This window comes from Peribacillus sp. NPDC096448 (assembly GCF_044762675.1).
Classification (GTDB): domain Bacteria; phylum Bacillota; class Bacilli; order Bacillales; family DSM-1321; genus Peribacillus; species Peribacillus frigoritolerans_B.
The window spans coordinates 110,849-137,111 of the sequence record NZ_JBIWEU010000007.1 but is presented as its reverse complement, the minus strand read 5'-3'; the positions used below and the strand labels follow the sequence as shown (position 1 = coordinate 137,111).

Below are 26,263 nucleotides of genomic sequence, written 5' to 3'. Positions count from 1 at the left end.
TAAATTTGTACCAATTATTTCAAACTAATATATATGAATAGCTGTCTTTTAGGACAGCTTTTTTTATTTATTGATTGTGAAAGAGTGTACTTAAACTAACTGGCGCTTTAGCTGAAGGTCGGAGCTGTCTTTAAGGCAGCTTTTTTGTATGAAAACACATTAGTAAAAAGGCCATGCTAAAAAAACCCTCCATATTCTCATTTTTTTCGAAGGGCGTAAATGTACTATTTCGTTATTTTAACTGGTTATGCAGTTTGTTGTTTAGATGGAGCAATTGAATAGCCTTTCTTTTTTAGGTGGAAAATTACGCTACAAAGTTTTTTTGATTTTGCCGTGATCCGTCAAAAGATGACAGAACTGCAAAAAAACTCAGGAGCATGTATCACTTATAATCGAATTAACTTGAAATAATTCTTTCACTTTCATTATTTTGTAACGAAACGATAGAAGTCGGATTCATTAATTATACAAACATGGGTGCGTTTACATTTCAGAATATTCTTAAATAATAAATGTGAGTTTTTGTAGTTTTTTGTAGGATGATGTAGTTTCGATGATAAAGTAAATGAAAAGTTAAGTTTTTATTAACATTGGTATCGTTAGGGGATTCAGAGTCAGGTAGCAAAGGTCAAAAAGTAAAAAGAGCTTAAACATAATGAAAAAGGAAAGGTCAGGTAAGTAAAATGAAGAAATTCAAATTAAGTTTAGCTAGCCAAATCTTCATTGGTTTAATTCTAGGGATTATCGTTGGTGCCATTTTTTATGGTAATGAGTCGGCCCAAAGCTTTTTACAGCCATTCGGAGACATTTTCCTACGAATGATTAAAATGATTGTAGTGCCGATCATCGTATCCAGCCTTATCGTTGCAGTTGCCGGTGTAGGTGATTTGAAAGCGGTAGGTAAACTAGGTGCTAAATCATTATCATACTTTGTTGTCGTAACTATGATTGCGATTGCTGTTGGTTTAATTTCAGCGAATATTCTCCAGCCTGGTGCTGGTGTGAATATGAAAAATCTGGAACAAACAGACATTTCCACTTATGTTGATACAGCAGAAACTAAACAGCATGAATCGTTCGTAGATACACTTGTACACATCGTGCCATCCAATCCAGTTAAAGCCATGGTAGAAGGCGATATGCTAGCGATCATTTTCTTCTCCGTGTTGTTTGGACTAAGTATTGCGGCCATAGGTGAAAAGGGTAAACCAGTATTCCGTTTCTTCCAAGGTGTGGCTGAAGGAATGTTCTACCTAACTAACATGGTCATGAAATTCGCTCCTATCGGTGTATTTGCATTAATCGGTGTGACTATCTCCAAGTTCGGTTTGGAATCTTTAATTCCGTTAGGTAAGTTAGTGCTTTCTGTATACGGATCAATGCTTTTCTTTGTAATTGTCATTCTGGGCCTTATTGCAAAATTTGTAGGATTCAATATCTTTACGTTGATTAAACTTCTAAAAGAGGAATTGATTCTTGCTTTCTCTACAGCAAGTTCAGAATCGGTTCTTCCGAAAATCATGGAAAAAATGGAGAAAGCGGGATGTCCGAAACATATTGCTACATTTGTTATTCCGACTGGATACTCCTTTAACCTTGATGGTTCTACATTATACCAAGCGTTAGCAGCTATCTTTATCGCTCAAATGTACGGAATCGATTTAAGTGCGTATGAGCAAATTACGCTAATGCTAGTGTTAATGATCACGTCCAAGGGGATTGCGGGTGTACCGGGTGTATCCTTCGTAGTTCTTTTAGCGACATTGGGAACTGTCGGCATTCCTATTGAAGGTTTAGCATTTATTGCCGGTATCGACCGTATTCTTGATATGGGACGTACTGTAGTAAACGTTATCGGTAATTCTCTTGCGGCAATCGTCATCTCTAAATGGGAAGGTCAATTTAATGAAGTGAGAATAAAGTCGGATAAAGTTTCATAACCGAGTTTAATGACTAAGAATACGAATCGGAATTCTCTTTGAAGAAATAACCTAAATGATTGAAGTTTCACCCACACCATCACCGCGATAATGTTTTTTTGGTTCTTGTGTAAAACTTCAAGATTAGAGTTGGACTCTTTATCTAAGCAAGTAATCCAGAGTGATTCCTGAATTTTGGTTACTATATGTTATATATCAATCTTCCGCAATCGGGCGCTTTTATTGAGAAAGGATCCCAGAAGTGAACAAACTTTTTTATAAAAGAATGATTGAATTGAATATATTAAGAGCGTGTTTTGATCAATCTTTTTTTCAAAACACGCTCTTTCTTTTTTTGTTTATCAAGGTCATTATTATCAATTTGATCAAATATTAATCTAAAAGTTTTATGCAACTAACGTATGCGTTAATTCCATAAGAAGCTTAAGAAGACCACTTTTAAATCAAAGAAAATGGGGAGCGAAGCATATTTATATTTGGCAATTTAGATACGAACGTACATAATAACGGCAGAGGAAAAGTTTGACTTAAGTTCTAAAAGACAAGCTCCGCATACAATATTAAGGTGGCAGGTAACGATCCATTGAAGGAGAGGATGCCTTTAATGTCGGAAGAAAGTTGGGAATCCTTTTATAAAGAAAATAAGAAATTTTTTTTAGAACTAGAAAAATATAAGTGGAAAAATAAATCTGAATAATTTCATAAATTTTACAGATCTTTGAGGGGGGAAGTATATTGTTAAAAGTAGTTAGAATTATTTTAGGGATAATTGTTCTTGCTTTATCTACTTATCAACTTATTACTGGGAATTTTGAGTTGATGCTATATTCTATGTTCTTCTTGGGAGCACTAATGTTTGTAATAGGTTTAGCCGAACTTCAAAAAGACAGAAAAGGATTTGTAGGGTATATGTGTATTGTTGTCTCTTTATTTCTTATCTTTGCTTCCATACTGGAAATCGTAATATACTAGCGAGGCAATAATGACAAAGAATCGACAATAACTTTTATGGTTACTAATAAAGAGCAGGTGCTTGTAACATAAAATAGATTTAAAAGACGTTGAGCATTGATTTGTCAACGTCTTTTTATAATGTTGCACATTATATGGTAGAGGTTTTAATGTAGTTCAGACCTCTCCGAAGACCTCTTCTACAACAAGAAATCAACTGCATACTCATTATCAATAGGGTCTTTCTCTAATTCTGGCTTATAAAGGGTTATTGCTATCGACGAATCGCCGGGTGAAACCTATCGTGAAGAATTCTAGATCCTATAATTAATTCTATTGATTTAGCTATAACCTCAGCTTCATTTTTACTTATATTATGCCTTTGCTTTTTTTTATTTTTAATGCCGATTATTCTTTGAACAATTCTTAATTTAAAATGGTCAGTTAAAATCATATTTCCTTTTTCAATTCCTCCTGTGTCGTATTTTGGTTCTAGTGAAAGCAAACTAGGTCCACATAAAAAGGGCGTTTATTTTGTAACGTCAAGGTAGGTGTACAAGCATTTCCTAATTAGCTCCATAACATATTAGGAGGTGATTAAATTGACAGTTAAATTAGAAACTTTATTGGATCGTTCAGAAAAGAATATGGGCAGCGGAATTCATCCAGTCGTAAAAGAATCAGCTTTGGAAATGGTTAAACGGGCATATCAAGAAGGCATTTTCGTGCAAATCAGCGCAGGTTATCGGTCTATGGAAGAGCAAGCAAAGCTATATGGTCAAGGTCGCCTAGGTTATATATACGATGGTAAAAACTATAGTGATTTATCAAAACCAAGAGTGACCAACGCGATGCCAGGTCAATCTTACCATAACTATGGACTGGCCATTGATTATTTCATAGTCAGCGATGATGGAAGGAATGCCATATGGACAGTTGATGCAAAATGGAGACGGGTAGCGGCTATTGGTAAATCCTTGGGCTTTGCATGGGGCGGGGATTGGTCAAGCTTTAAAGATTATCCGCACTTGGATATGACGGGCGGACTGACTTATTCTCAGTTAAAAGCGGGAACAAAGCCTAGACTGATCTCAAAAGTGAATGGAACCACTCCACCAGCTACACAAGTCGAATCCGAAGTCATTGTAAAAGATACACCAAAGGACAGCGGCAACAACACTATCAGGTCCATTCAGAGGACATTAAATAGCAGATATAATGCAAAAATAGATGTTGATGGATATTATGGTCCCAATACTAAAAAAGCGCTGATCAAGGGTTTTCAAACCGAATTGAATAAACAATATGGTGCAAAAATTAATGTTGATGGAATATGGGGACCTCAAACAAAAGCGGCTTCACCTAATGTTAGGGAAGGGGCGGAAGGGAATATCACCTATATCCTTCAAGCTGCACTTTATTTGGAAGGACATAATCCACATGGCATAGATGGTATCTTTGGAAGCGGAACGGAAATAGCGGTGAAGTCATTTCAAAGGGCCAATGGAATATCTGCAGACGGAATCGCCGGTGAAAATACCTTCGCAAAACTATTTGGATGATATATGAAATGGGATAGAACGATAATGTTTAAATGCAATTAATTTAGCAAAAAAGCCCTTAAAATGAGGGCCCTTTTTATGAAAGAAAAAGTATTTTAGAATGGCAGTTTTTTAAAAGTAAATATCCCAATCGTTTAAGAATCGAAGTATAAGGAACGTGAGAATACATATCGGGACAAGAAATGTAACCCCATTCACGAAATGAAAGTACTTTAATGCGGAATGCTTTTTGACTTTAATTACTAAATAGAAGAATGATAAAGTTGCAATCAATGGGCATAACAAGCCAAGATCAGTTAAAATGCTTGAAATTGGGTGATTCAAAACACTAAGTCCAATGAGGAATGAAGCAAGGCAGAGAACATTGATAACCGACAAAATGGTTGGTATTAACAACAAGTTCTTTTTTACTGTCTCCATAAATTTCACCTCCCAGGAGATAAACCCACACGATATCTTATAATATCCACTGATTAGGTAGCAAAGCAAGGTTAAGGCTTTGTTAAAAGCAAACGTTGATTTAGTGTGTACAATGAGAAACTAATCAAAATTTATCCATTCACAAATATGAATTGTAATATTTATCGAGTATTTATGCTCATTTTTGTTCACTTAAAATTGACTGAAATATAATAGTTTTTTTAATTTTCCATCACATTTAGACAATAAAGTTAAAGGAGGACATAACTTTATTGGAGGAAAAAATGAAAAAAATATGGAAAAAGCCAATTTTGCCTATCGCCTCTATTAGTTTGGCATCTGTGATGTTTGTAAATGCACTTCCCGAAACTCCAGTTCAAGCAGAATTGAATGTTCAATCACAAGTGCAAATGAAAAATCATTTGCTTCCGCTTGGAACGCCAAATTTGCAGGAGAAAAGAACTTCCGTGAATCTAGCACCAGGAGTGAAGTATACCAAAATCAATCGTGGTGAAACATCTTCTAAAGACTTTTACACAGTGGATGTGGCATTTGTAGAAACACAAAAGCAGGCAAAGAAATTGCTGGAAAATTTAAAGAGAGACGGTTTCAAGAATGCTCGTATCATAAAAGAGCCGGATCGGGCAGTGGATGACCGGAAAAAAGGACCGCTTGGTTACATTGTTCGCATCGGTCAATATCAGCTGGAAGCGGATGCAGCCGAAATGAGAAACAAGTTAGCGGAAAAGGGATATTCGGGACTACGGACTGTGTATACGGGTGAAGACGGAGAGAAAACAACAGGACCATGGGTAGTGAACGTCCTTGAAGTGGATCAGGGTCGGTTTCATGGGCATGTGGTGCCTAGATTAGCAAATGATGCAGTGGCAGGGAAAGAAACATTGACCCAAATCGCTGATAGAAATGATGCCATTGCAGGAGTTAATGCCGGATACTTTGTTGTAGGAGAGAAGGATGGAACACCAGGCGATCTTGCCGGTATATTCGCCAGCAAAGGTCAACTTGTCAGTGAAGCTATAAATGGCCGTTCAGCTCTGATTTTATCTTCTGTTGAAGAGAAGGCAAACATTGCATCTGTGTCCACGTCAATCCAGGCTACTTCATCTGATGGTGCGGTTAGGGAAGTGGATGGATTAAATCGGAAGCCAGGATTAATCCGCAATTGTGGCGGTGTTGGAGGAGATACGACAACAGAACGGGCAAAACATGATTTTACTTGTAAGGATGAAAGTGAACTTATCCAATATACGTCCGTATTTGGAGAAAAGACAGAATCGGGCGACGGTATGGAAGTGGTAGTAAATCAAGCCGGGGTAGTGGCGGAAATTCGTAACAAGCGTGGGGGAGACATTCCAAGCAGTGGTTCTGTTCTTGCGGGAACGGGGGAGGCGGCAGAGTGGCTTCGTGACCATGCCCGACAAGGAATGAAGGTTCAAGTGAAAAGTAAAATCATCGGCGATGGAAAGCAATTAAAATTAGACCAAACCACAAGTATGATTAATGGAGGTCCTCGATTATTGGAAAACGGAGAAATTTCCATTAATGCCGTAGAGGAAGGTTTTCACTGGGAAGAAGATCCAGGGTTTTATTATCGTTTTGGGGAACGTCGTAATCCTAGAACGCTTGCGGGAATCAAAGAGAATGGCAATCTATTATTTGTCACCATTGATGGACGCGCACCCAGATGGAGCGTGGGAGCTAATTTTGAAGAAAGTGCGAAAGTCATGAAGTCATTAGGGGCAATCGATGCCATCAATCTTGACGGCGGCGGATCGACGACCATGACAGTCGGGGATGACCGAGTCACAAGACCATCTGATGCAGCAGGTGAACGTCCGATTGCCGACGGTATTCTGTTAGTAGAATAGATGGGCGGAGATTAACGTCTTCATTTATCGTTTTAGTTCAAGCGGGTCGTCACAAAAAAATCTCTTCAGAAAGGTTTCTGAAGAGATTTTTTTTTGTGATATTTTGATATAATTTAATATAAGGATTTTGAAAGACTTTCAGTAGTTTTTAACAATAAAGAGATATGTTGTTCCATCGATTCCTTATTCCAGCGAAAGACAGGCCCGGAAATGGAGATGGCTCCAATGACTTTTCCTTTGGCACCGAATACTGGTGCTGATAATGCAGCTACATTCTTCGTGATTTCTTCCTCATTAATTGAGTAACGGGTATTTACTATAATTTCTAATTGTTGTCGTGCCCGATTGTGTAAGTTCCTTTTTAAATCTTCATTCAAGATATGTCTAGACTAGTTACAAAACTCCCTTATAATCTGGTTCTTTATTTCTTCTACCGGAAACCCTTGTTGATAGGTGGATATCATCAACATAATACCTTGTAGCACAGATGAAAAATATAATGATCGTTTCCTTGGTTCCTTTTCACCCATACTTTCAAATATTTTACATTGAAACTCAAATTGTCTAGCGTTTTCTTCAATTATGAGATGACTGTATTTTTTCAACTCTTCATTTGCCTCTGGCTGAGTTTGAAGGTGTAGATAGAAGCGATGGATTTCTGGTTTTTGGTGGATATAATCAATGGCACCATTGATTATATGTTCAAGCTGTTCACGAGGTGAATTTAAACTAAACGCTTCTTCCATGACTTCCACCACTTCCTTGATTCTGGCCTCGATCATTTCAGAAAGCAGTTCTTCTTTTCCTTTGTAATAGTTATAGAGTAACCCTTTCGAAATGCCCGCCTGCTTGGCAATATCGCTTATGGAAGTAGCGTAATATCCTTGTTTCATAAATAACTCCATGGCTGCAGCGCGAATTTTTTCTTTGGATGCTTGGCGAATACGGTCATTTTCTTCGGGAGTACGTGGCATTTTATTTTCTTTCCTCCATAAAAGCAGTGAATTCTTGATATAAAACTTCAGAATGGGTGAGGGGAAGCATATGATCGGCATCCTCTATTTCGATGAAACGGATGTTTGGAACCTTTCGGAAACAATCGGCAACTCGAAAATTATCTGCCAAGTCCTTTTTGCCGATAAAAAATAAAGTTTCAGGGTTCAATTCTTCTAATCGTTCCATTGCTGGCGGCTGTGGCCATATCATGCAGAAATCAGCGGGCCACTTAAGCATGCGCCCGAAATGATGCGTGAGCATTTGGACAGTGAGATCTTTGTGCGGACTATCGATAACAACCTGATATGTTGGTGAATGAAGGGCAAGCTCTAACATCTTATCTATATTGGGGGCACTTTTCAATATCTTGTCATGATATTGTTCAAACTCCTTTGAATAGGGAAAACCAGTTAAAGAAGGAGCAATTAATACAAGTTTCGATATCCTTTCAGGGTGAATAAGGGCGAAATCAGTTGCAATCTGCCCGCCCATTGAATGACCTATAATCGTTGCCTGATTAAGCTCCAGGTAATCCATTAGTGCCAATACATCGTCAACATAGTTTGCATGTTTTATGGGGGATGGTGATTTACCGGCACCACGGCCATCAAAAGCAACCACTTTGTAATTTTTAGATAAATGAGATGCTAAAAATGTCCATTGCCTCAAATCAACCCCACCACCATGAATAAGAACAACCGGAAGACCCTTGCCATTAATCTCGAAATGTAAATCCAATGCAACCCCTCCGTCTTTTATCACTGAATTTTCAGATTTATTTTATTATTGAATGAACGTTTAGTCAACAGAAAATGCAATAAAATTTTGAATGAGCTTAGATATTATTTCTATTCCAATAATGGGGCTAATCAACAGAAAAAGCACATACCCAGAAGCATAGCACCCTGAAATGGCCCCTTTTCCTGATTTTACAGTTTGGATGCAATATAAGGCTGAACCTGTCTCTAAAGTGACATTGATAATGTTAATTCTTCTGAAAGTATACTTACAAGCAGATATGTATATCCCTGCATTGACAGGGTTTAAAATGATTCCACCATTTATAATAAGAATAGCTTGAGCATGGGTTACATTGTAGAAAGCGATAGCAACAACAAAACGCTGATGGAATAACTTTGGGGCAGGTATCTGATGCAATTATTCGTGTGGCAGAAAAAATATGGAATGCCTGTATGCGATTATAGAGAGAGTCTAATTTTAATGTATGGATGCTAATTTTAGAACTGGATACATAACTGATGCGTTGCATCCAAACTCTGCTGGACATCAGAGATTGGAAAGGTTTTTATGATGCACCGCATTTTGAAATGACAGGTGGATTAAATGTAAAGGTTTTTTTACAAAATGGTAAGCGATCTGTATTTATGGACGTACTAGTAAAATCTGGAGTTACAAAGCAAGCCGAAGGTAAGTCACTGCAAAAACTAAAGCACCTGTTAAAACTGTTTCTGGGAAGTCTGTGAGCTTACCAAGTGGAGTATATAAAGAAGGCGACAAAGGAAAAGAAGTTAAACAAATTCAAGAAGCGTTAGATAAGCTTAACTTTAAACTTGGAAAAATCGATTCGCATTGGGGACAGCATACTACTGACGCTATGAGAAGAGTTCAGAGTGTATATCTTCCGAGAGAAGTCGATGACGTGTATGGTTCAAATAGTCGAACTGCATTGTTAAAACAATTAAAAAAATAATAATTAAATGGTATTAAAGCAGGGGACAATTATATTAGTGTACTGTCCCCCCTAAGTGGTACGCTCATCCTCTAAGCCCTTCTTTTAATCGAGAGGGGCTAGAATCACTTGCAAATACTTTCGGTGCTATAGTCTAGTACATATATTATTCTAGTACAATATCACCTGTACTTTTAAATTTCTCCAAAATATTAAACATCCTTGCATAACTATCTTGAATTGTTTCTTCGTTTTTTATGTTGTTATAAAGACTTAATCCGAAATAGGTATCTTTATAAAAACCTATTAAATAGTCTCCTGATGTTGATTTATGTGCATTTTCATAAGAAATGTCTTTATCAATATAGGCCAAATAAACTTTATCAGAATCTATAAAGACAAATGGTATAGGTGATTCTAAATAAACATTGGCATATTCTGCTTTTGCTGCTTCACTTAAATATTTTTTGTTAATAAATACACTATCTAAGTTATCAAAGTTCGAACTTGAAATATCTTCCATCGTCAAAGGAATAAAGGAAACATTTTTTTCTTTAATTTTTGGTTTTTCACCCACGATTCCTATTTTCAAATCATTACCTGAATAAATTATTGGGTTAAAATTATTCTCTTTACTACAAGAAGTAAGTAATACAAACAAAAGTAGAATTAAAAAAGTAAATCTAAATCTTTTCATGATTTCACTCCATTTTTTTGATTTTTTTAAATATTATTATACAATAACTACCAATTAAACGGGTTGCAAATGGTAATTTCTACAATAATACTTCAGTAAGCGGGTATTCATCATTTTTGTTGCCCTAAATAAATCTTTTGCAGCTTCAATGTCATAACTTATTAAATGACTTTTAACATGAATCTGTAATTGTTCAGGGTTTAATTCCTAATAGTTTTTAGTAGGTGGATTTTTCAATTTTCAAAGAATCATAGTTGATTACTTTTTTAACAGATTTGGATTTAATTGATAACTAGGTTCACTTGAAATGCTATTAATAAAGTCAGAGAGTTTGATCATGCATGCGGTCAATCCATTTAAGATGAAGCAGATAAGTTATATTAATGATTTAAGGAAGGATATTCAACAATTGAAGGTAGTGGCTAATTATTTTAAATGGTATATAGACATAGTCCCAGTGCTGGTATTATGGAATATCATTAACTAAAATTTGTTCACAATTACAATTTATGGTTTATATAGTTAAAAGGGAATGGTGAGAACATGGTAAATTTCAAAAGGTTTTTTTGTAGTTTCTTAGCTTTAATACTATTAATTGGTTTTATAGGTCCTGGTGTTGGTAATGCCAATACAGTTCAAGATAATTCCAACCAAATTGAATATTCTGATGTTATAAATGACACTGTATTATCTGAAGAGTTAGTGGATATTGAGCAGGAGATAGATAATTACTTAGAAGAAATTCCCTATACAGAATCAGATTACGAGAATATGCGTGATGAAGAGTTCGAAGAGGTTTATACCAAATACTTCGAAAGTAATGAATTTTTGCAATTAGAAAAGGAACATGAAACGTTATATAATGAAATAGATGGTGATCAATCAACAATTACACCAAGGATTGCTCCAATCTTAATTCCTATAGCTGCTGCTGCAGCAAGAGTGGCTTTAAAGACCATAGTAAAGCAAGGTAATAAAATAGCTACAAAATACCTGAAGAATAAGTTGAAGTCTGCTGGTAAAAAATATAAGTTAGAATGGAATGTGAAAAATAGTAAAGGTAAAATTACATCATTATTAAAAATAACTCATAAACCCTCTAAAACACAGATTTTTCGTTTAGATAATGGTAAACTCGGACTAAAACCAGGTACAAATGATTGGTTTTGGCATTATCATATAGGTGATACAAAAGGTAAAATGAAGCATCATTATTCATTAAGATCACTTGTACCATCTAAATATAAGCCGTCATCGAAAACAACATTGTATTAAAAGGAGTAAACTATGAAAATATATGATATTCCCCTTTCGGGTTTGTTAATTAATGATTTAGTAGCTTATGAGAGCGAAGAAAATGATAACCAAATAGTTTACCAAATAAAAAAAGGGAAAGTTCAAGTCTTAGGTGAATTTAGATCAGTAAAATATGATAGTGGTATTGCATATGTTATTTTTGCTAATGATGAAGTGATTTCAGTTGACAAGGACATGGTAAAGTTAAAAGACTAAATAAAACCCTTCTCTTTTGAGAGGGGCTTTTTTATATCAGAAAAAAGAATTCAAATTTATTATAGTATGATTACATTAGTAATTAACTTTTAATATCTTCTATTTCTCTACTTATTTTTCCCCATTATTGTGGGAAGCATTTCAATTATAATTACAACATAGTATCTAAATCACTAATTTCAACTTTACCCGGACGGGATGGTGTCAAGATACTTAACTTTACCATATATCCCTCTTTTGTTATTTTCTGCCTTCATGTAAATTACTTTCCTATCTCGATTTTTAAGCTTGTTCGGATTCAAAGGATTTAAAATATATTCATTACCTTGTATTAAATCTATTTTCCTAATAAGTTCTCCATTATTTCCCGAAATAGTTAAAACACTTTTATGTTTAAATTCTTTTATAGAAATAATCTGCATTTTATTATTCCCACTCATTAGGAAGTACTGCTATATTATCATCTGCAAAAGTATCATTGAAAATAACTTCATAACCACTCCCAAACTTATAAGGTTCAACAGTATAACTCTCAAAAGAAACTCCAAGTCCCTTTTCGATATCTTCAATAGATGACTCAGTATCAACTTGCATATGCGCTATTTTACCTTCATAGAAAATTACAGAAGTATAATCAAATACATCATTTTCTCCATAATTAAACTTATCTGCGTTTACAATTGATCCATCTTTCAATTGGAATTTACCATTTGGATATTGCGTTTCTTCTGGATCTTAACCGACAACCAATCACAATGGATTGTATTCGAAGATGAAATGCAAGCGCAGGATTCCAATACAAACTTGCTACTATAGATGACCTACACGACTTTGTTTCAGCTACTGGTGAAGTATTTACATACAACGTAGAAACTGCAGAAGGGGTTGCTAAGTGGCACACCAAGGAAAAAACTTATGAAGATGCTGAAGATTACATTTGTGAATATCGGGTGATTAACTAATGAATAACAGATACCTTCCTTCCATTACACTTTCCTCTGACATCCTTGATGAAATTATCGCAGCCACACAGCTAGAAGTTGATGAATTAAAAATGAAACTTGATAAGTACGATAGGAAAGGGAATAAAGAAGCTGCAAAGGTAACTGTAGAAGTATACTTCGCAGCAATGAGAAAGCTAACATCTTATAAGGAAATGAAAAAATCTCTTCCGAAACGCAGTAGACAAGGGGGAATTTACAACTTTGGAATGCCGAAGCGAGAAGTTGTATGAAAACAAGCTCTATAAGAAAAGAGCCTAAGTAACAGTATTTACTTAGGCTCTTGATAGGCATGCATTTCTAAAAAATATATTTAACTTCTTAATTGAAAATAGTTCTTAGAAAATATAAACAAAATAGAGAAACTACTAACAAAAGTTAGTAGTTAGATTTAAGAGTATTAATAGTATTTTAAGGGTCTAAAATTGATTACATACTGCTCACATTTCTCGGACTATTTATCAACTTTTATTTATGATTTTTTCAATTAGTATTTGCAAATCATCCGGCCTATGAAATTCAATCGGGGAAACGCCTTTATCGAACTCTATTGTATTGGATTCTATCATCAATACATACTTCCCGTTAATCTTCCCTAAATGGATGCTGTCGCCGAAATCGGCTAACAGTCCTTTGACAGATGTACTGCCAAGCCTCATTCGCAGTTCGGCTTCAGGTGTATGCTCGACAATCTGGGCTGTGGCTTCGACGACCTGATGGGTTTCAAGACGTTCCTGAATTTCCCGCTTTTCACTCGTTTCCCAGATTTCCAGGTCCTGTTCGAATTTCTGCAGTTCGTCACTGTTGTCTTCGAATTGTGCGGATACATGTTCATGGACCATGTGGATGACCTGGTTTTTCATGATTTCAGGCATCGATTCGCCATATTCGACGAACTTCAAAAAGTCCTCGAAGTAGCGGGCATGTGAGGCCTGATGGATTTTCAGTTCGCCTTCTTCAACCATTCCTTCTTCGGGCATGTAGGGGTATTGAATGGATTTCATATTTTTAGTGGTGATTGCCATTTCAACGTGCCGAATCAAGGTCCGTTCATCCGAAATGGAAGCAACTTTCGGCTCGAAATCACATTTCAATAAGAAAACGAATGGTTCATCAAGATATTTCGTTAATTTTGCCGATGCAATTATGAAGACACCGCCACGGACGGCACTTGTATCAATATAAGACCGCGTGAATTGTTCATTTTCCTCTTGGAATTCCTGTTTTGTTTTTGCATATCGAACACGGTTAAATACATTGTAATTAGGGTTGGAATCAAGTGCATGTCCTTCTTCGACAATAAAAGAACCGATTTTCGTCGGTATTTGTTCAGTTTTTGGATGACGGTCGACTTTCCGTTTGGAAATCTTCATCAACTCCCCATCCAAAAAATCCTTTAGAGGACTTTCCTCGTATTCTTCAGTATCAAGAGTTTGGAAATGTTTAAAACGCTTATCAGCCTGATCGCCTTTGCCTTCGACTTGGATTAAATAAAAAGACAGATAGGTAATCGCAAAATCCATGAATGTCACCTTCTTCAATTATTAAGCATAATTCCCGTACTTTTTTTAAGACTTAATAAGTATAGTGATGTACTTTGATTCCGTCAAACTATTGGTGCATGAATGATTAGAATAATTTTGGTGTATTATTTCATAATAATACATAGAAAAAATAAATATTGATTCTCCATAGGATTGAAAATATTGGAACTATTACAAGACAAATTAATGGTATGCAGTAAATACTCCAACAGCAAACTTTATTAATATTAAAATAATGAATTGTTTACCATACATGTTAAATGACAGGTGATTTTATTGGATATTAAAGATTTCATTCCACAAAAGATTCAAAAAATAGAATTTTACAATAATAATTCATTGACGAAGGAAAGGGTAATACGTATAATTTGAAAGTCAGATAATTCAGGAATTGAAGAAATTTGTCGGAATTTCTCCGATATAAATGGTAAGTGAAAATTATTTGTCTGCAGTTTTCAGAATAGTTTATAAAATTACGGAGGAGAGAACATGAGTATTTTTAGAAAGAAGTCCATTGAGGACTTGTTGAAAAACGCAGGTTCCGGCGGTAAGGGATTGAAACGGGAACTAGGTGCTTGGGATTTAACGATGCTAGGAATTGGAGCGATTATTGGGACAGGCATTTTTGTTTTAACAGGCACAGGCGCAGTGAATGCTGGCCCTGCACTTTCATTATCGTTCGTCATTGCTGGTCTTGCTTGTTTATTCGCCGCACTTTCTTATGCAGAATTTGCAGCTTCCGTGCCGGTATCCGGTTCGACTTATACCTATGCGTATGCAACTTTAGGTGAATTCGCCGCTTGGATAATCGGCTGGGATCTAATCCTCGAATACTTATTGGCTGTTAGTGCCGTATCGGCAGGATGGTCGGGCTATTTCCAATCATTTTTAAGTGGATTCGGGATTAACTTTCCGGAGAAATTGACTGCAGCACCGGGTTCGGTGGAAGGTATTACGACTTATATGAACTTACCTGCATTTTTGATAGTCATGGCGATTACCTTTTTGATTTCCATAGGTACGAAACAAACGACTAGAATCAATAATATAATGGTCGTTATTAAAGTGCTGGTTGTGCTGTTATTCATCGTTTCTTCTATTTATTATGTGAAACCGGAAAACTGGCAGCCTTTCATGCCATTTGGAATCGATGGTGTATTTTCAACTGCCGCATTAATGTTCTTCGCCTTCATCGGCTTTGATGCAGTTGCATCTGCTGCTGAAGAAACAAGAAATCCAGGAAAGAATTTACCACGTGGAATCCTCGGTTCCTTAGTCATTTGTGTTGTGCTTTATATGATTGTAAGTTTAATCATGACAGGTGTGGTACCGTATGCACAATTCAGCAAGGCTCTTGATCACCCGATTTCTTTGGTCTTGCAAAGCGCAGGTCAAAATTGGGTTGCAGGAATCATCGATCTAGGTGCCTTCCTCGGAATGACAACGGTGATCTTGGTTATGTTGTATGGCCAAACGCGAATCATGTTTGCGATGTCACGTGATGGGCTGATGCCCAAATCCTTATCAAAACTTCATAAAAAATATAAAACACCTTATGCGGCTTCATGGATATTTGGTTTGATAGCGGCCCTATTGGGAGCATTCATACCTCTTGGTGAGTTGGCAGAGTTGGTCAACATTGGAACATTGACTGCGTTTACGATGATTTCCATAGCGGTCATCGTTTTACGGAAAACAAGACCGGATATGAAACGAGCTTTCTATTGTCCGGCAGTACCGCTCGTTCCAGGCCTGGCAATCGTTTTTTGCGTATTCTTGATGATTCAGCTAGGAAGTCATACATGGATAAGGTTTTTGATCTGGATGGCAATCGGAGTAGTCATTTACTTTGCTTATTCCCGTAAGCATTCCAATCTTAACCAGCAGGAAAATGATCATTGAAAGCAGGAATGTCGCAAATTTCTTCAATCTAGTAGGGTTTCATAGAGATGTAAAAAACCAAAAAATATAAACTAGTCTTATGAAAGGGTTCGAGATGAGTCCAGCCTAAAGTTTTTTCTTAAAAATATATTCCAGTTGATTGGAACGGGAGGTTTGAGACTCCCGCGGGAAAAGCGCGTCTAAGGGAGACCTCACAGGCGCCAAGAGCGTCGAGGAGGCTCCCGGACCACCCGTGGAAAGGGATAGGATATCTGAAAACAACTGAAACTTTTTTAAAAGAAAAAATAGTAGGAAAACTGGCTCTTCTCAATTTAGCATACGGTCTGAGACACTCTCTGGAGTGTCTTTTTTGTTTGGACATAAATAGTTCATAAGTCTTCTGTCAAGGAAGAAAATTTATCAAGGTGAATTAAGATTAACCGACTTTATGTCGAAATAGTATATATGGGTTAAAAAATTGGAGGGCAATTCAATCATGAAAAGTATATGGAGAAGTAAACAAAAGATAGATTCAATAGACTATATGCAATATAAAGAACACGTCGGTATCAATATCCAGAAATATCCGAGCGTATTGAATCAAGTGGACATGATCCATTTGACAATCGAGGATTTGTGCATAATTCGTTCTTTACAGGAACAAGTGAAGGGACAGTTGACCCAAATAGTAGGGAATTTTTATAAAAACCTAGAAAATGAACCCTCTTTAATGAAAATCATTAAGGACAATAGTTCTGTTGAAAGGTTGAAAAAGACACTGCATCGTCATATGTTCGAAATGTTTAGCGGAACCATTGATGATGCGTATGTTAAACAGCGTTATATCATCGCACAATTACATGTGCGAATTGGACTTCAACCAAAATGGTATATGAGTGCATTTCAGGATTTATTGCAATCATTAATCATTCATGTGATTTCCAACATAAAAAATATTGAGCAATATCAAGATAACATTCTGGCCGTCACTAAAATTTTTAATTTAGAGCAGCAAATAGTTTTAGAGGCATATGAACTTGAAAATGAGAAGATTCGCCAAAAAAACATAGCAGAAAAAGAAACGATTAAACTGCAGGTCAATCATAATGCAGAGGAATTGGCAGCAATCAGTCAAGAGACCAGTTCAGCGACTCAATTAATGGCAAATAAGGTAGGTGAAATTCATGATTTCACTCAAAAGGGGTCAGAGATTGCCATACATGCAGAGGGAAAATCAAATGAGGGAGTCGAACTGTTACAGGGATTAGAGAAAAGATTGGTAAAAACGCAGGAGCAAATGACGATCATTTCAAAAGATATGGAACAGCTTTCCAATACTTCAAAAGAAATTGAACGAATTGTCACGATCATCACTTCAATTGCAGAGCAAACGAATTTGTTGGCGTTGAATGCAGCGATTGAAGCGGCAAGAGCTGGTGAAAATGGTAAAGGATTTGCGGTTGTGGCTGGTGAGGTAAGGAAGCTATCAGACAATACCAAGGAATCAGTTTCTGAAGTAGTGAAACTGGTTAATGGAATTGCTCATTTTACCAATGTCATGAACACGTCAATTTCCATGGTTAGCTGGGAAATTAGTAAAGGCACGAAACAAGGAAAAGAAACGGGTATATTTTTTACTGATATAGCAAAGGCCATGCTTTCTGTTAAAGAGCAGAATATTGAGATCACCAAGGAAATGACAGAGCTGAATGATATATTCGATGAAATTAATGAAGCGTTCAATCAAGTGGCCGTTTCCTCGGATCAATTGACTCAATTGACGATGAACTTGTAATGAGGTTGAACGGTTTTGTAAGAATAGCTTTATGGGGCTCACTGTATTTTAATAAACAACTCGGTAGAATATTCTTAAAAACCCCAAAACGGTTCCTAGAATATGAACAAACTATAAAAACCAGGGATTTAAATCAATTCCAATGGATGCCGTTAACAGGCTGCTCAATAAATCACTTGATAAAATATAAGTTTAATGTTATAGTAATAAAGCGATGAGCTAATTTGTGTAAGTCGAAGAACAAGCTTTTAGCTAAACGTCGGGATGTGGCCTGACGGTTCTGCGCCACAAACGCATCAAAGACGCCTGCTGCGTGCAGGCGTCTTTTTCATTTTATCGATTCTTTTCTTGCAGCTTGTACATCATCTTTGAATTCCTCTTGTATTTCTTCTGTTATTCCCTTGGTTGCATCCTTAAATTCCCTAAGCGAGGTACCGACTGCCCGTCCGATTTGAGGTAGCTTGTTCGGTCCAAAAACAATTAAAGCTAAAAGAAGAATTAAAATTAAACCGGGAAAACCAATGTTTGAAAGCATAACCAGTCACTCCAATCAAGTCTATTAGTTAATATTATAGACTCCTTCCATGTATTTGCAAATGTTATTTAGGATATATTATAGTGTTCAACTTCCTATGATTTCGCAAGACAAATACTTTCAATTCCGTCTCAATTTTATCTTGCACATTCTATTTAAAAATATTTACTTACCCAAGTATGATATTCCCTAAAAAGATTTCAATGAAAGTGGGGGACGGTAAATCAGAGTGCCGTCTTACGTTTTGGGCATTGAACTAATTTGGCTACACCAGCTTAATGTGTGGCATGAAATTTTTTTGTTACATGGGAATGATTAAACTTGCAAGATTGAAGATATTTCGGTATTATAACTATACAAGCTGCGTTGTTCGTAATGATAATTAAGTTTTAACCTTTAAGCTGTAATAGGGAGTTTTATATTGAAACAGGAATGTTATGCCTCGTCACTGACTTGGACAACAGGATTGCTTCTGCAAACACCCACTTTGAGGAGTGGTGGTTTAAAACTTTCTTACTTGAATACGGCAATTGCGGCTTACTACTTTAATAATTAGAAACCAGTCCGATAAGGGACTGGTTTTTTGTTGTTTTACGGTTTGGAACGTTGAAGATCGGTATAAAAAAAGGATGTTATTCAGAAATCGCAAATACCATGTAATTAACCTGGTTATGTGAAGGCTTCACGAATTATGAATAATTTGTGAAAGTTTTTATTGAAATATCAGATAATTAGCATTTATAATAACAATTAGATAACTCGGTTCACTATTTGTATAAAAATATGAAAGTCGAATATTTTTTGAGTGATTACGTAAGCGCTATCATGTGGATGGAATTACTGCAGTCACATAGAGAGGAGAAAAATTTTATGGCTAAAATTAATACGACCGAGGTAATTAGCAACAGTAAATTTAACCGCTTTCATTTTGGGTTGCTGGCATGGTGTTTTATCATTATCCTTTTTGACGGCTATGACCTTGTCGTTTACGGAACAGTTGTCCCGTTATTGACGGAGGAATGGAACCTTACTTCCGTGGAAGCGGGGGCTATGGGCAGCTACGGTCTATTTGGAATGTTGTTCGGGGCCATCTTCTTTGGTACATTAGCAGATCGGATTGGCAGGAAAAACGTAATCGCGATTACACTTATTTTATTTAGTTTATTTACGCTTTTATGTGGATTTGCGGATACGCCTACGATGTTTTCGACTTTCCGGTTTCTAGCGGGATTAGGGCTTGGGGGCATAATGCCGAACGTCATTGCCTTATTGACGGATTATGCACCGAAAACGATGCGGAGCATGGTCGTTTCAATCGTTTTGTGCGGTTACTCATTCGGAGGGATGCTTGCTCCGATACTGGGCATCCTGGTTATGCCGAGACTAGGTTGGGAATCAATATTCTGGTTTGCCGGAATACCATTGTTATTTTTACCCTTCATGATGAAACGTTTACCAGAGGCATCGACCCATCTGATCAGAATTAACAAAAAGGAAGAACTGATCAGAATATTATCAAAGGTAAGTCCGGAAAGTAAATTCGACATCAAGGACAAACTTGTGGAAGTGAAAAAAACAGAAGCCAATATGCCGATTGTTGGATTGTTTAAGGATTCCCGTGCTCTTAGCACATTAATGTTCTGGATCGCCTTTTTCATGTGCTTATTGATGGTTTATGGATTGAATACATGGCTTCCAAAGCTAATGATCGAGGCAGGGTATGCGCTGAATTCAAGTTTAGGTTTCTTGATCGTCCTTCAAGGTGGCGCTATAGTAGGCACGCTTATCATCGCTAAACTTTGTGATCGTTATGGTTCCAAGAAAATGCTTGTGCCGATGTATGCGCTTGGGGCTGTAAGTTTGACGCTATTGGGAATGGGCGGAAGCTCATTTGTGATTTACACATTGGTAGCGATTGCAGGAGCCTGTACCATTGGTGCCCAAAACCTTGTACAAGCCTATGTTTCCCAGTACTATCCACCAAGTATTAGATCGACTGCACTAGGGGTGGCGTCTGGTATCGGAAGGATTGGAGGTATGCTCGGGCCCATACTCGGTGGATTTTTATTATCCATCTCGCTACCCATCCAATTGAATTTCATCGCCTTCGCCATTCCGGGTCTGATTGCTGCGGTTGCCTTATCATTCGTTCCGGTAAAAATGGCTTATTATAAACAGGATCATTCGGAACCAACTGAAGAAATGGTCGTAGAATCCAATAAAATGAACGTCTTGTGAACTACATGCATGAAATGCAGTGCTGGGATACCATTGCTGTCATTTCATGCCTATTTGTTTTTTGGACTTTTTTGCCGTAGTAATGAAGTTGCAAATTGACAAGAAATAGCATATAGATTTTCCAGGGCTTGACCTTATTCTTTAGAAAAGTTGCATAAATGTTCATAATTTCGCAATATGAGTCACTCTTAATATAAAGAATAAATGTTAGAATGATGGTACGGATAATTAATTCTCCCTTGAAGTGGAGCGAACTAGAAATTAATCTCATCTTTTGTGAGGAGTCAATACTTTGAAAATTTTAAAACATGTAATTTTTTGGTTAAGCATTATAGGGACATTATTCTCTATGATTTATTTCTTTGTAGCGGACATTCCATTGTATGTTAAATTGTTAGGCGGAGCCATCATCCTTTATCTTGGTTATGATCTAATAACAGAATCAAGGAAAAGAAAGCGTAAAGAAGCCTTGGAAGCCTAATCCTTAACTCATTAAAAGCCCTCTTTGATAAGAGGGCTTTTTTGTTGATTAATATGGCTAATCGACTTTGATTATTGACAATATTCTAAAAACTAAGTTAATATATAGTGAACTTAGTTCTATATATGTATAATTTTTGTTTGTAACTACAATATCGGTTGTCATTAAAATGTTAGCTCAGCCAAAAAAATAGAGACATCCTTAAGACTACGTCAAAAGGAAAAGCAGAAAGAGGGGAAGGAAATGCGCACATTCCAAGTGTCTGAAATGATTGATGAACAAAGATTTAACCGTTTTCATTTACAGATTTTATTATGTTGTATTTTTATCATCATTTGTGACGGGTATGATATGTTCATGCTTGGCACGATTCTACCATCTTTGATGGCGGAGTGGAGGGTAACTGCTGTAGAGGCAGGTTTATTCAGCAGCTATGCATTGTTTGGAATGATGATAGGAGCGTTGGTCTTTGGACCGCTGGCTGATAAATTCGGCAGAAAGAAAGTCATTTTGATTTGTACGGTCCTTTTTTCCGCATTTACATTTACATCTGGTTTTGCCCATGATCCTACTTCTTTTGGAATACAACGTTTTATTGCAGGACTAGGCTTGGGAGGAGTCATGCCGAACCTAATTGCAATCATTACGGAATATTCTCCTAAAAAACTTAGAAGTACCCTGGTCGCGATCATGTTTAGCGGACATGCTCTAGGGGGAGTTGTCGCTTCATTGGGAGCGATGTACCTGATTCCGAACTTTGGTTGGCGGGCAGTGGTTTGGCTTGGTGCACTCCCATTAATCTTCATGCCCATATTATATAAATTGTTGCCTGAGTCAATAAATTATTTCATGGCAAAAAACAAGAAAAGCAAATTGGTGGACGTTTTGAATCAAATGAATGTAGACGGGCAATACACCATTAATGATCATTATGTCCTGCAGGAGCAACTTAAAAGAGAAATGAAAGGGTTTCCAGTTAAACGGTTGTTCAAAGATGGGAGGACTTTGAGTACCCTCATGTTCTGGATTGCATTTTTCATGTGTTTGTTCGTAATGTATGGTTTGAGTACATGGCTGCCAAAAATCATGGGAGGGGCAGGATATGAATTAGGTTCAAGCCTGACATTCTTAGTCGTATTGAACCTTGGAGCAGTTTTTGGGGCAATCGTTGGAGGGAAGCTTGCAGACAAATATGGTGCTAAGAGGATTTTGGTTACTTTTTTGGTCATTGGATTCATTACCCTAACGATGCTGAGCTTCAAGCCAAGCATGATCATGCTTTATATACTGATTGCCATTGCAGGAGGTACGACAACAGGTACACAAATCGTAACGAATGCATATGTATCGCAGTATTATCCGAATGAAATCCGTTCTACAGGTGTCGGCTGGGCATTGGGTATCGGCAGAATTGGAGGAATACTCGCTCCTACTTTCTGTGGGATCTTGCTAGATATGAAATTTTCATTGCAAGTCAATTTTTTAGCTTTTGCCATACCATGCATCATTGCAGCAATGGCGATTTGGTTCATACAGGATAACTTCAGCAATATGACGGCAAACAGGCAGGAAAAGAAATTGATATGATGTACACCAAGCTCGATCACTGCATGGAAATGTTTAAATGAAAATTGGTCAGAACAACAAATGGAGATCATGGTAAAGGAAAGGAAATAAAAGGGCCTTATGCCCTTTTATTTTTTTACTGTCTAGGGCCCCATATAATGACTGAAACACCGACCAAACAGATTACAGCTCCAATCCAATCATATAAATCAGGGGGTTTCCTATCGATGCCCCATCCCCATAAAACAGATAGAACAATGAAAACCCCGCCATATGCAGCATATACACGGCCAAAGGTAGGGAACATTTGGAAAGTTGCAATGATGCCGTATAACACCAACCCGAAACCTCCGGCAAAGCCTAGATAAATGGATTTACCTTCTCTTAGCCAAAGCCAAATAAGATAACCGCTGCCAATTTCTGCCAGGCCAGCCAAAAGGAAAATTACAGTAGTAACTAACATATATGTATACCTCGCTTTCTCGTTGAAATTTTATCTTATATGAAACTGTAAATGATACAGTGTTGTTATTAAATTAACTGGGCATCCCCGTTGAAAAGAAAACAGAAAGCTCAGACCGCTTATGAAGAACCAATTGCCTACAATAGTATTGAATTAGAAGAGACCTATCGAAAAAACTCTGTCATTGTCGATTAATATTTCTTACGATATGATGCATTCAGATTTTAGTTCAACCATACATTATTGTAATAGGCTTTAATTCGTAAAATATCCAAAAAAAGACCAGTTTTTTTACTCTAACTTGGGTTGCAATACAGATGCAAAGGGTACTATACCTAAATAGGAATATAGTAATCTAGTTGAGGAGTTGCAGCCATGAAATCCCGATCATTTGCATACATGTTAGCACTATTTCATTCAAGTATTGTCGGCCTATCTTTCTTATTCACGAAAATGGCGATCGCAGAATCGAATCCGCTTGATACTTTGGCGTTCCGGTTCACGGTTTCTTTCGCCATCATTTTATTCCTGGTCGCCGTAAAAGTCATTAAGGTGAACTATTCTTGGGAGTCGATTAAAAATCTTGTACCGCTATCTCTATTATTCCCAACTCTTTTCTTTGCCTTTCAAACTTTCGGACTTAAGTATTCGCAATCCACCGATGCTGGAATTCTGTCTGCCGTCACCCCGATTCTAACATTGATGATAGCTGGGTATTTCCTTAAGGAGAAAACATCTGTATATCAAAAACTTTCGATTGTCTTGTCGGTAGTTGGGGTCATTTTTATTTTTGTGATGAAAGGGAGCACCATCAATTTTTCTGACATGCTTGGGATGGTGTTGATCCTGCTATCCTGTATTGCAACTGCTTGTTATACAACGATGACCCGTTCACTTGCCAAGGACCATACACCAGGTGAAATGTCCTTTTTCATGATGGGAACAGGCTTTGTCATTTTTAATGTGGCTGCTCTCGTTACCCATTTAAAACAAGGTACGATGGCGGAATTCTTTACACCATGGTCGAGCATGGAATTCATCAGTTCCATTTTGTATTTGGGAATATTGGCTTCATTGGTCACTTCGTTATTATCCAATACGATTTTATCAAAAATCAAAGCGTCCCAAATGAGTGTGTTTGCAAATCTTTCCACTGTTGTCACGATTGCGGCAGGAGCTCTCATTCTAAATGAAAAGATTACAATCTACGATATATTGGGGTCGATACTAATCATTTTAGGTGTAATAGGCACGAATTATTTTGGAGTGAAGAAAGAGCATTCAATAAAAGTGAATCTTGAATATAATGAAGGGAAAATATGAAATGAATAAAAATGGTCCATCCGATTAGAAATGGACCATTTAGACTGTAGTTAAACTGAAAATTGAGTTGTCTACAGTTTATTAATGGCTGTACAATTAGACGTTGATTTCCGCTCCAGGCACTCGCTTTCCGCGGGCGGTCGGGGAGCCTCCTCGGCTTTCGCCTGCGGGGTCTCCCTTGGACGCGCTTTTCCCGCAGGAGTCTCGCACCGTCCTCTCCAATCAACTTAGATATAACATTTAGATAGAAACCATATCCGAGGAGTTGAAGGTATAGCTCTGGGAACATCATTTGATGAAAAAGGTCCATCCCAATAGGAATGGACCTTTTAGACTGTAGTTAAACTGAAAATTGAGTTGTCTACAGTTTATTAAGGGCTGTACAATTTAGACGTTGATTACCGCTCCAGGCACTCGCTTTCCGCGGGCGGTCGGGGAGCCTCCTCGGCTTTCGCCTGCGGGGTCTCCCTGGACGCGCTTTTCCCGCAGGAGTCTCGCAGCACCTTCCTCTCCAATCAATTTAGATATAACATTTAGATAGAAACCATACCCGAGGAGTTGAAGGTATAGCTTTGGGTCAATTGGTTCGGGAACATCATTTGATGAAAAAGCTCCATCCCAATAGGATGGACCTTCATTTCCACCATCTTGTTTGAGGGAAATCCGTTGAACCAATCACTACTGGTTCGCCTATTTGAGGTGTGCAGACCTGGACACCAAGGTCATTGGCCGCTTTTGTTACCCGTTCTATCGGATCTGTCCAGTCATGAAAAGACAATGTGAAACCAGCCCAATGAATGGGGATCATCCGTTTTCCTTGTACATCGATGTGTGCTTGAACAGTTTCTTCCGGAATCATATGGATGGTTGACCAACGTTCATCATATTGGCCGCATTCCATTAAAGTTAAATCAAAAGGCCCGTAATTTTCGCCGATTTCTTTAAAATGGCTGCCATATCCACTATCGCCGCTGAAATATACCTTTTCTTGTTTTCCTTTAATTATCCAGGAACACCATAGTGTCGTATTGCCATCGCCTAAACTTCTTCCAGAAAAATTCCTTGCAGGCGTACAAATAAATTGCAAGTCCTTGAATGTAACTTCATCCCACCAATTATGTTCCTGAATCAGTTCTTGTTTAACGCCCCATCTTTCTAGATGTCCACCGACACCGAGTGGGACAATGAATTGACTGACCTTATCTTTTAATTTCTTTATCGAGAAATAATCCAAATGATCGTAGTGATCATGTGAGAGCAGGATGGCATCGATAGGAGGCAGCATATCCAAATCAATAGGCAGCTCCCCGCTAAAGCGCTTGTTCCCGAACCACGGAAAGGGAGTGGGTGCTTTGCCAAACATTGGATCCACTAAAATGGTTTTCCCATCTAACTCCAACATGAATGCAGAATGACCAAACCAGGTGATTTTATTGGAATTCATAGATGCAGGGTCTTTTGTTCCAATTACAATGGGACTGTCGGGCCTCCTTTTTGGATTAGGTTTTATGAAATCACGTAAAATGGAACCAGTATGTTTAAGACTCATCGCTTGACTGGCAGGAATCTGATTTTGGAATTTTCCCTTGGCAAAATTCTCTTTAGTAGTGAAACTTCTCACTTTTTCCTTGTTTATCCGTCTTCCAAGCGGTGGATAGAGGTTTAGGAAAAGGAATAATAGTATAAAAGAAGAAATGAGGATCTTAATAATTTTCATCATGATGGTTTCCTCCAATATTAATCATACCTTTTATTAAAACATATCATATCACAGAATTT

28 protein-coding genes and 1 other RNA gene are annotated in these 26,263 nt (G+C 37.3%); 16 read left to right on the top strand and 13 right to left on the bottom strand.

The features are described 5' to 3' along the window. Positions 1–683: 683 nt before the first annotated feature. Together ACIQ0C_RS13980 and ACIQ0C_RS13975 are read left to right on the top strand one after the other, a co-directional pair. Positions 684–1,940 carry a cation:dicarboxylate symporter family transporter gene (locus tag ACIQ0C_RS13980; RefSeq protein ID WP_402844151.1) on the top strand — a complete coding sequence of 419 codons (1,257 nt, stop codon included), beginning with the start codon at positions 684–686 and terminating at the stop codon, positions 1,938–1,940. Positions 1,941–2,675: 735 nt separating this feature from the next. Further along, the gene (locus ACIQ0C_RS13975) at positions 2,676–2,912 is read left to right on the top strand and encodes a DUF3953 domain-containing protein (RefSeq protein ID WP_402844148.1); all 237 of its coding nucleotides are present in this window, start codon (positions 2,676–2,678) and stop codon (positions 2,910–2,912) included. Positions 2,913–3,165: 253 nt separating this feature from the next. Here ACIQ0C_RS13975 and ACIQ0C_RS13970 read toward each other — a convergent pair whose 3' ends face one another. Further along, entirely contained in the window at positions 3,166–3,396 is a 231-nt protein-coding gene (locus ACIQ0C_RS13970; RefSeq protein ID WP_403060838.1) for a hypothetical protein, read from the bottom strand. A gap of 97 nt (positions 3,397–3,493) precedes the next feature. Here ACIQ0C_RS13970 and ACIQ0C_RS13965 point away from each other — a divergent pair, with 97 nt between their 5' ends. Beyond that, complete coding sequence (locus ACIQ0C_RS13965; protein WP_403060835.1) at positions 3,494–4,453, top strand: peptidoglycan-binding protein; 960 nt, start codon at positions 3,494–3,496, stop codon at positions 4,451–4,453. A 111-nt stretch (positions 4,454–4,564) separates the two neighbouring features. Here the strand turns inward: ACIQ0C_RS13965 and ACIQ0C_RS13960 are convergent, their stop codons facing one another. Continuing rightward, a complete protein-coding gene (locus ACIQ0C_RS13960; RefSeq protein WP_402844142.1) occupies positions 4,565–4,873 on the bottom strand; it encodes a hypothetical protein in 309 nt (102 codons plus the stop codon). 284 nt (positions 4,874–5,157) lie between these two features. On the opposite strand from ACIQ0C_RS13960, the gene ACIQ0C_RS13955 reads away from it, so the two are divergent. After that, positions 5,158–6,762 (top strand): phosphodiester glycosidase family protein, encoded by a 1,605-nt coding sequence (locus ACIQ0C_RS13955; protein ID WP_403060832.1) that lies wholly within the window; start codon positions 5,158–5,160, stop codon positions 6,760–6,762. Between the two features lie 113 nt (positions 6,763–6,875). Here ACIQ0C_RS13955 and ACIQ0C_RS13950 read toward each other — a convergent pair whose 3' ends face one another. From ACIQ0C_RS13950 to ACIQ0C_RS13940, 3 genes are read right to left on the bottom strand one after another with little or no spacing between them, the layout of a single operon-like run. Then, positions 6,876–7,139, bottom strand: coding sequence for an IclR family transcriptional regulator domain-containing protein (locus ACIQ0C_RS13950; protein ID WP_403060829.1), 264 nt, complete (start codon positions 7,137–7,139; stop codon positions 6,876–6,878). Positions 7,140–7,151: 12 nt separating this feature from the next. Continuing rightward, entirely contained in the window at positions 7,152–7,736 is a 585-nt protein-coding gene (locus ACIQ0C_RS13945; protein ID WP_403060826.1) for a TetR/AcrR family transcriptional regulator, read from the bottom strand. Position 7,737: 1 nt separating this feature from the next. After that, the gene (locus ACIQ0C_RS13940; protein WP_403060823.1) at positions 7,738–8,496 is read right to left on the bottom strand and encodes an alpha/beta fold hydrolase; all 759 of its coding nucleotides are present in this window, start codon (positions 8,494–8,496) and stop codon (positions 7,738–7,740) included. A gap of 521 nt (positions 8,497–9,017) precedes the next feature. On the opposite strand from ACIQ0C_RS13940, the gene ACIQ0C_RS13935 reads away from it, so the two are divergent. Continuing rightward, a complete protein-coding gene (locus ACIQ0C_RS13935) occupies positions 9,018–9,242 on the top strand; it encodes a hypothetical protein (RefSeq protein ID WP_403060820.1) in 225 nt (74 codons plus the stop codon). Next, a complete protein-coding gene (locus ACIQ0C_RS13930; RefSeq protein WP_403060817.1) occupies positions 9,239–9,469 on the top strand; it encodes a peptidoglycan-binding protein in 231 nt (76 codons plus the stop codon). Before ACIQ0C_RS13935 ends, ACIQ0C_RS13930 begins: the two co-directional genes overlap by 4 nt. Before the next feature lie 145 nt (positions 9,470–9,614). Here the strand turns inward: ACIQ0C_RS13930 and ACIQ0C_RS13925 are convergent, their stop codons facing one another. Then, on the bottom strand, positions 9,615–10,145 hold the full coding sequence (locus ACIQ0C_RS13925) for a hypothetical protein (RefSeq protein ID WP_403060814.1): 531 nt from the start codon (positions 10,143–10,145) through the stop codon (positions 9,615–9,617). Between the two features lie 543 nt (positions 10,146–10,688). Between ACIQ0C_RS13925 and ACIQ0C_RS13920 the strand changes: the two genes are divergently transcribed. After that, the gene (locus ACIQ0C_RS13920) at positions 10,689–11,420 is read left to right on the top strand and encodes a hypothetical protein (RefSeq protein WP_403060811.1); all 732 of its coding nucleotides are present in this window, start codon (positions 10,689–10,691) and stop codon (positions 11,418–11,420) included. A gap of 12 nt (positions 11,421–11,432) precedes the next feature. After that, entirely contained in the window at positions 11,433–11,657 is a 225-nt protein-coding gene (locus ACIQ0C_RS13915) for a hypothetical protein (RefSeq protein WP_403060808.1), read from the top strand. Between the two features lie 185 nt (positions 11,658–11,842). On the opposite strand, the gene ACIQ0C_RS13910 is transcribed toward ACIQ0C_RS13915, so the two are convergent. Further along, positions 11,843–12,097: a hypothetical protein gene (locus ACIQ0C_RS13910; protein ID WP_403060805.1), complete on the bottom strand. Its 255-nt coding sequence runs from the start codon at positions 12,095–12,097 to the stop codon at positions 11,843–11,845. Next, positions 12,084–12,353, bottom strand: coding sequence for a hypothetical protein (locus ACIQ0C_RS13905; protein WP_403060802.1), 270 nt, complete (start codon positions 12,351–12,353; stop codon positions 12,084–12,086). The genes ACIQ0C_RS13910 and ACIQ0C_RS13905 overlap by 14 nt, the downstream gene beginning before the upstream one ends. A gap of 265 nt (positions 12,354–12,618) precedes the next feature. Between ACIQ0C_RS13905 and ACIQ0C_RS13900 the strand changes: the two genes are divergently transcribed. After that, positions 12,619–12,891, top strand: coding sequence for a hypothetical protein (locus ACIQ0C_RS13900; protein WP_403060799.1), 273 nt, complete (start codon positions 12,619–12,621; stop codon positions 12,889–12,891). A 228-nt stretch (positions 12,892–13,119) separates the two neighbouring features. On the opposite strand, the gene ACIQ0C_RS13895 is transcribed toward ACIQ0C_RS13900, so the two are convergent. Further along, on the bottom strand, positions 13,120–14,181 hold the full coding sequence (locus tag ACIQ0C_RS13895) for a DUF3900 domain-containing protein (protein WP_403060796.1): 1,062 nt from the start codon (positions 14,179–14,181) through the stop codon (positions 13,120–13,122). A gap of 510 nt (positions 14,182–14,691) precedes the next feature. Here ACIQ0C_RS13895 and bcaP point away from each other — a divergent pair. Together bcaP and ACIQ0C_RS13885 are read left to right on the top strand one after the other, a co-directional pair. Continuing rightward, positions 14,692–16,104 carry a branched-chain amino acid transporter BcaP gene (bcaP, locus tag ACIQ0C_RS13890; protein WP_403060793.1) on the top strand — a complete coding sequence of 471 codons (1,413 nt, stop codon included), beginning with the start codon at positions 14,692–14,694 and terminating at the stop codon, positions 16,102–16,104. A 475-nt stretch (positions 16,105–16,579) separates the two neighbouring features. After that, a complete protein-coding gene (locus tag ACIQ0C_RS13885; protein WP_403060790.1) occupies positions 16,580–17,878 on the top strand; it encodes a protoglobin domain-containing protein in 1,299 nt (432 codons plus the stop codon). A gap of 328 nt (positions 17,879–18,206) precedes the next feature. Here ACIQ0C_RS13885 and tatA read toward each other — a convergent pair whose 3' ends face one another. Then, positions 18,207–18,413, bottom strand: a complete 207-nt coding sequence (gene tatA / locus ACIQ0C_RS13880; protein ID WP_101222064.1) for a twin-arginine translocase TatA/TatE family subunit — start codon at positions 18,411–18,413, stop codon at positions 18,207–18,209. 355 nt (positions 18,414–18,768) lie between these two features. Between tatA and ssrS the strand changes: the two genes are divergently transcribed. From ssrS to ACIQ0C_RS13860, 4 genes are all read left to right on the top strand, one after another. Continuing rightward, a non-coding RNA gene (gene ssrS, locus ACIQ0C_RS13875) (6S RNA) lies at positions 18,769–18,956 on the top strand. Between the two features lie 327 nt (positions 18,957–19,283). After that, positions 19,284–20,651, top strand: coding sequence for an MFS transporter (locus tag ACIQ0C_RS13870; RefSeq protein WP_403060787.1), 1,368 nt, complete (start codon positions 19,284–19,286; stop codon positions 20,649–20,651). A 292-nt stretch (positions 20,652–20,943) separates the two neighbouring features. After that, positions 20,944–21,132, top strand: a complete 189-nt coding sequence (locus ACIQ0C_RS13865; protein WP_241588640.1) for a hypothetical protein — start codon at positions 20,944–20,946, stop codon at positions 21,130–21,132. Between the two features lie 243 nt (positions 21,133–21,375). Beyond that, on the top strand, positions 21,376–22,719 hold the full coding sequence (locus ACIQ0C_RS13860) for an MFS transporter (protein WP_403060784.1): 1,344 nt from the start codon (positions 21,376–21,378) through the stop codon (positions 22,717–22,719). A gap of 115 nt (positions 22,720–22,834) precedes the next feature. Here ACIQ0C_RS13860 and ACIQ0C_RS13855 read toward each other — a convergent pair whose 3' ends face one another. Beyond that, positions 22,835–23,161, bottom strand: a complete 327-nt coding sequence (locus tag ACIQ0C_RS13855) for a YnfA family protein (RefSeq protein WP_403060781.1) — start codon at positions 23,159–23,161, stop codon at positions 22,835–22,837. 375 nt (positions 23,162–23,536) lie between these two features. Between ACIQ0C_RS13855 and ACIQ0C_RS13850 the strand changes: the two genes are divergently transcribed. Beyond that, positions 23,537–24,484 (top strand): DMT family transporter, encoded by a 948-nt coding sequence (locus tag ACIQ0C_RS13850; RefSeq protein ID WP_403060778.1) that lies wholly within the window; start codon positions 23,537–23,539, stop codon positions 24,482–24,484. 387 nt (positions 24,485–24,871) lie between these two features. Here the strand turns inward: ACIQ0C_RS13850 and ACIQ0C_RS13845 are convergent, their stop codons facing one another. Continuing rightward, positions 24,872–25,159: a hypothetical protein gene (locus ACIQ0C_RS13845; protein ID WP_403060775.1), complete on the bottom strand. Its 288-nt coding sequence runs from the start codon at positions 25,157–25,159 to the stop codon at positions 24,872–24,874. Then, positions 25,119–26,204: an MBL fold metallo-hydrolase gene (locus tag ACIQ0C_RS13840; protein WP_403060772.1), complete on the bottom strand. Its 1,086-nt coding sequence runs from the start codon at positions 26,202–26,204 to the stop codon at positions 25,119–25,121. Before ACIQ0C_RS13840 ends, ACIQ0C_RS13845 begins: the two co-directional genes overlap by 41 nt. Positions 26,205–26,263 lie beyond the last annotated feature (59 nt).

Bases quoted from the DNA above. Each gene is read 5' to 3' on its own strand.
- ACIQ0C_RS13980 (WP_402844151.1), top strand. From the start codon at position 684: ATGAAGAAATTCAAATTAAGTTTAGCTAGCCAAATCTTCATTGGTTTA.
- ACIQ0C_RS13960 (WP_402844142.1), bottom strand. From the start codon at position 4,873: ATGGAGACAGTAAAAAAGAACTTGTTGTTAATACCAACCATTTTGTCG.
- ACIQ0C_RS13955 (WP_403060832.1), top strand. From the start codon at position 5,158: ATGAAAAAAATATGGAAAAAGCCAATTTTGCCTATCGCCTCTATTAGT.
- ACIQ0C_RS13945 (WP_403060826.1), bottom strand. From the start codon at position 7,736: ATGCCACGTACTCCCGAAGAAAATGACCGTATTCGCCAAGCATCCAAA.
- ACIQ0C_RS13935 (WP_403060820.1), top strand. From the start codon at position 9,018: ATGCGTTGCATCCAAACTCTGCTGGACATCAGAGATTGGAAAGGTTTT.
- ACIQ0C_RS13925 (WP_403060814.1), bottom strand. From the start codon at position 10,145: ATGAAAAGATTTAGATTTACTTTTTTAATTCTACTTTTGTTTGTATTA.
- ACIQ0C_RS13920 (WP_403060811.1), top strand. From the start codon at position 10,689: ATGGTAAATTTCAAAAGGTTTTTTTGTAGTTTCTTAGCTTTAATACTA.
- ACIQ0C_RS13915 (WP_403060808.1), top strand. From the start codon at position 11,433: ATGAAAATATATGATATTCCCCTTTCGGGTTTGTTAATTAATGATTTA.
- ACIQ0C_RS13910 (WP_403060805.1), bottom strand. From the start codon at position 12,097: ATGAGTGGGAATAATAAAATGCAGATTATTTCTATAAAAGAATTTAAA.
- ACIQ0C_RS13900 (WP_403060799.1), top strand. From the start codon at position 12,619: ATGAATAACAGATACCTTCCTTCCATTACACTTTCCTCTGACATCCTT.
- ACIQ0C_RS13895 (WP_403060796.1), bottom strand. From the start codon at position 14,181: ATGGATTTTGCGATTACCTATCTGTCTTTTTATTTAATCCAAGTCGAA.
- bcaP (WP_403060793.1), top strand. From the start codon at position 14,692: ATGAGTATTTTTAGAAAGAAGTCCATTGAGGACTTGTTGAAAAACGCA.
- ACIQ0C_RS13885 (WP_403060790.1), top strand. From the start codon at position 16,580: ATGAAAAGTATATGGAGAAGTAAACAAAAGATAGATTCAATAGACTAT.
- tatA (WP_101222064.1), bottom strand. From the start codon at position 18,413: ATGCTTTCAAACATTGGTTTTCCCGGTTTAATTTTAATTCTTCTTTTA.
- ACIQ0C_RS13870 (WP_403060787.1), top strand. From the start codon at position 19,284: ATGGCTAAAATTAATACGACCGAGGTAATTAGCAACAGTAAATTTAAC.
- ACIQ0C_RS13860 (WP_403060784.1), top strand. From the start codon at position 21,376: ATGCGCACATTCCAAGTGTCTGAAATGATTGATGAACAAAGATTTAAC.
- ACIQ0C_RS13855 (WP_403060781.1), bottom strand. From the start codon at position 23,161: ATGTTAGTTACTACTGTAATTTTCCTTTTGGCTGGCCTGGCAGAAATT.
- ACIQ0C_RS13850 (WP_403060778.1), top strand. From the start codon at position 23,537: ATGAAATCCCGATCATTTGCATACATGTTAGCACTATTTCATTCAAGT.
- ACIQ0C_RS13840 (WP_403060772.1), bottom strand. From the start codon at position 26,204: ATGATGAAAATTATTAAGATCCTCATTTCTTCTTTTATACTATTATTC.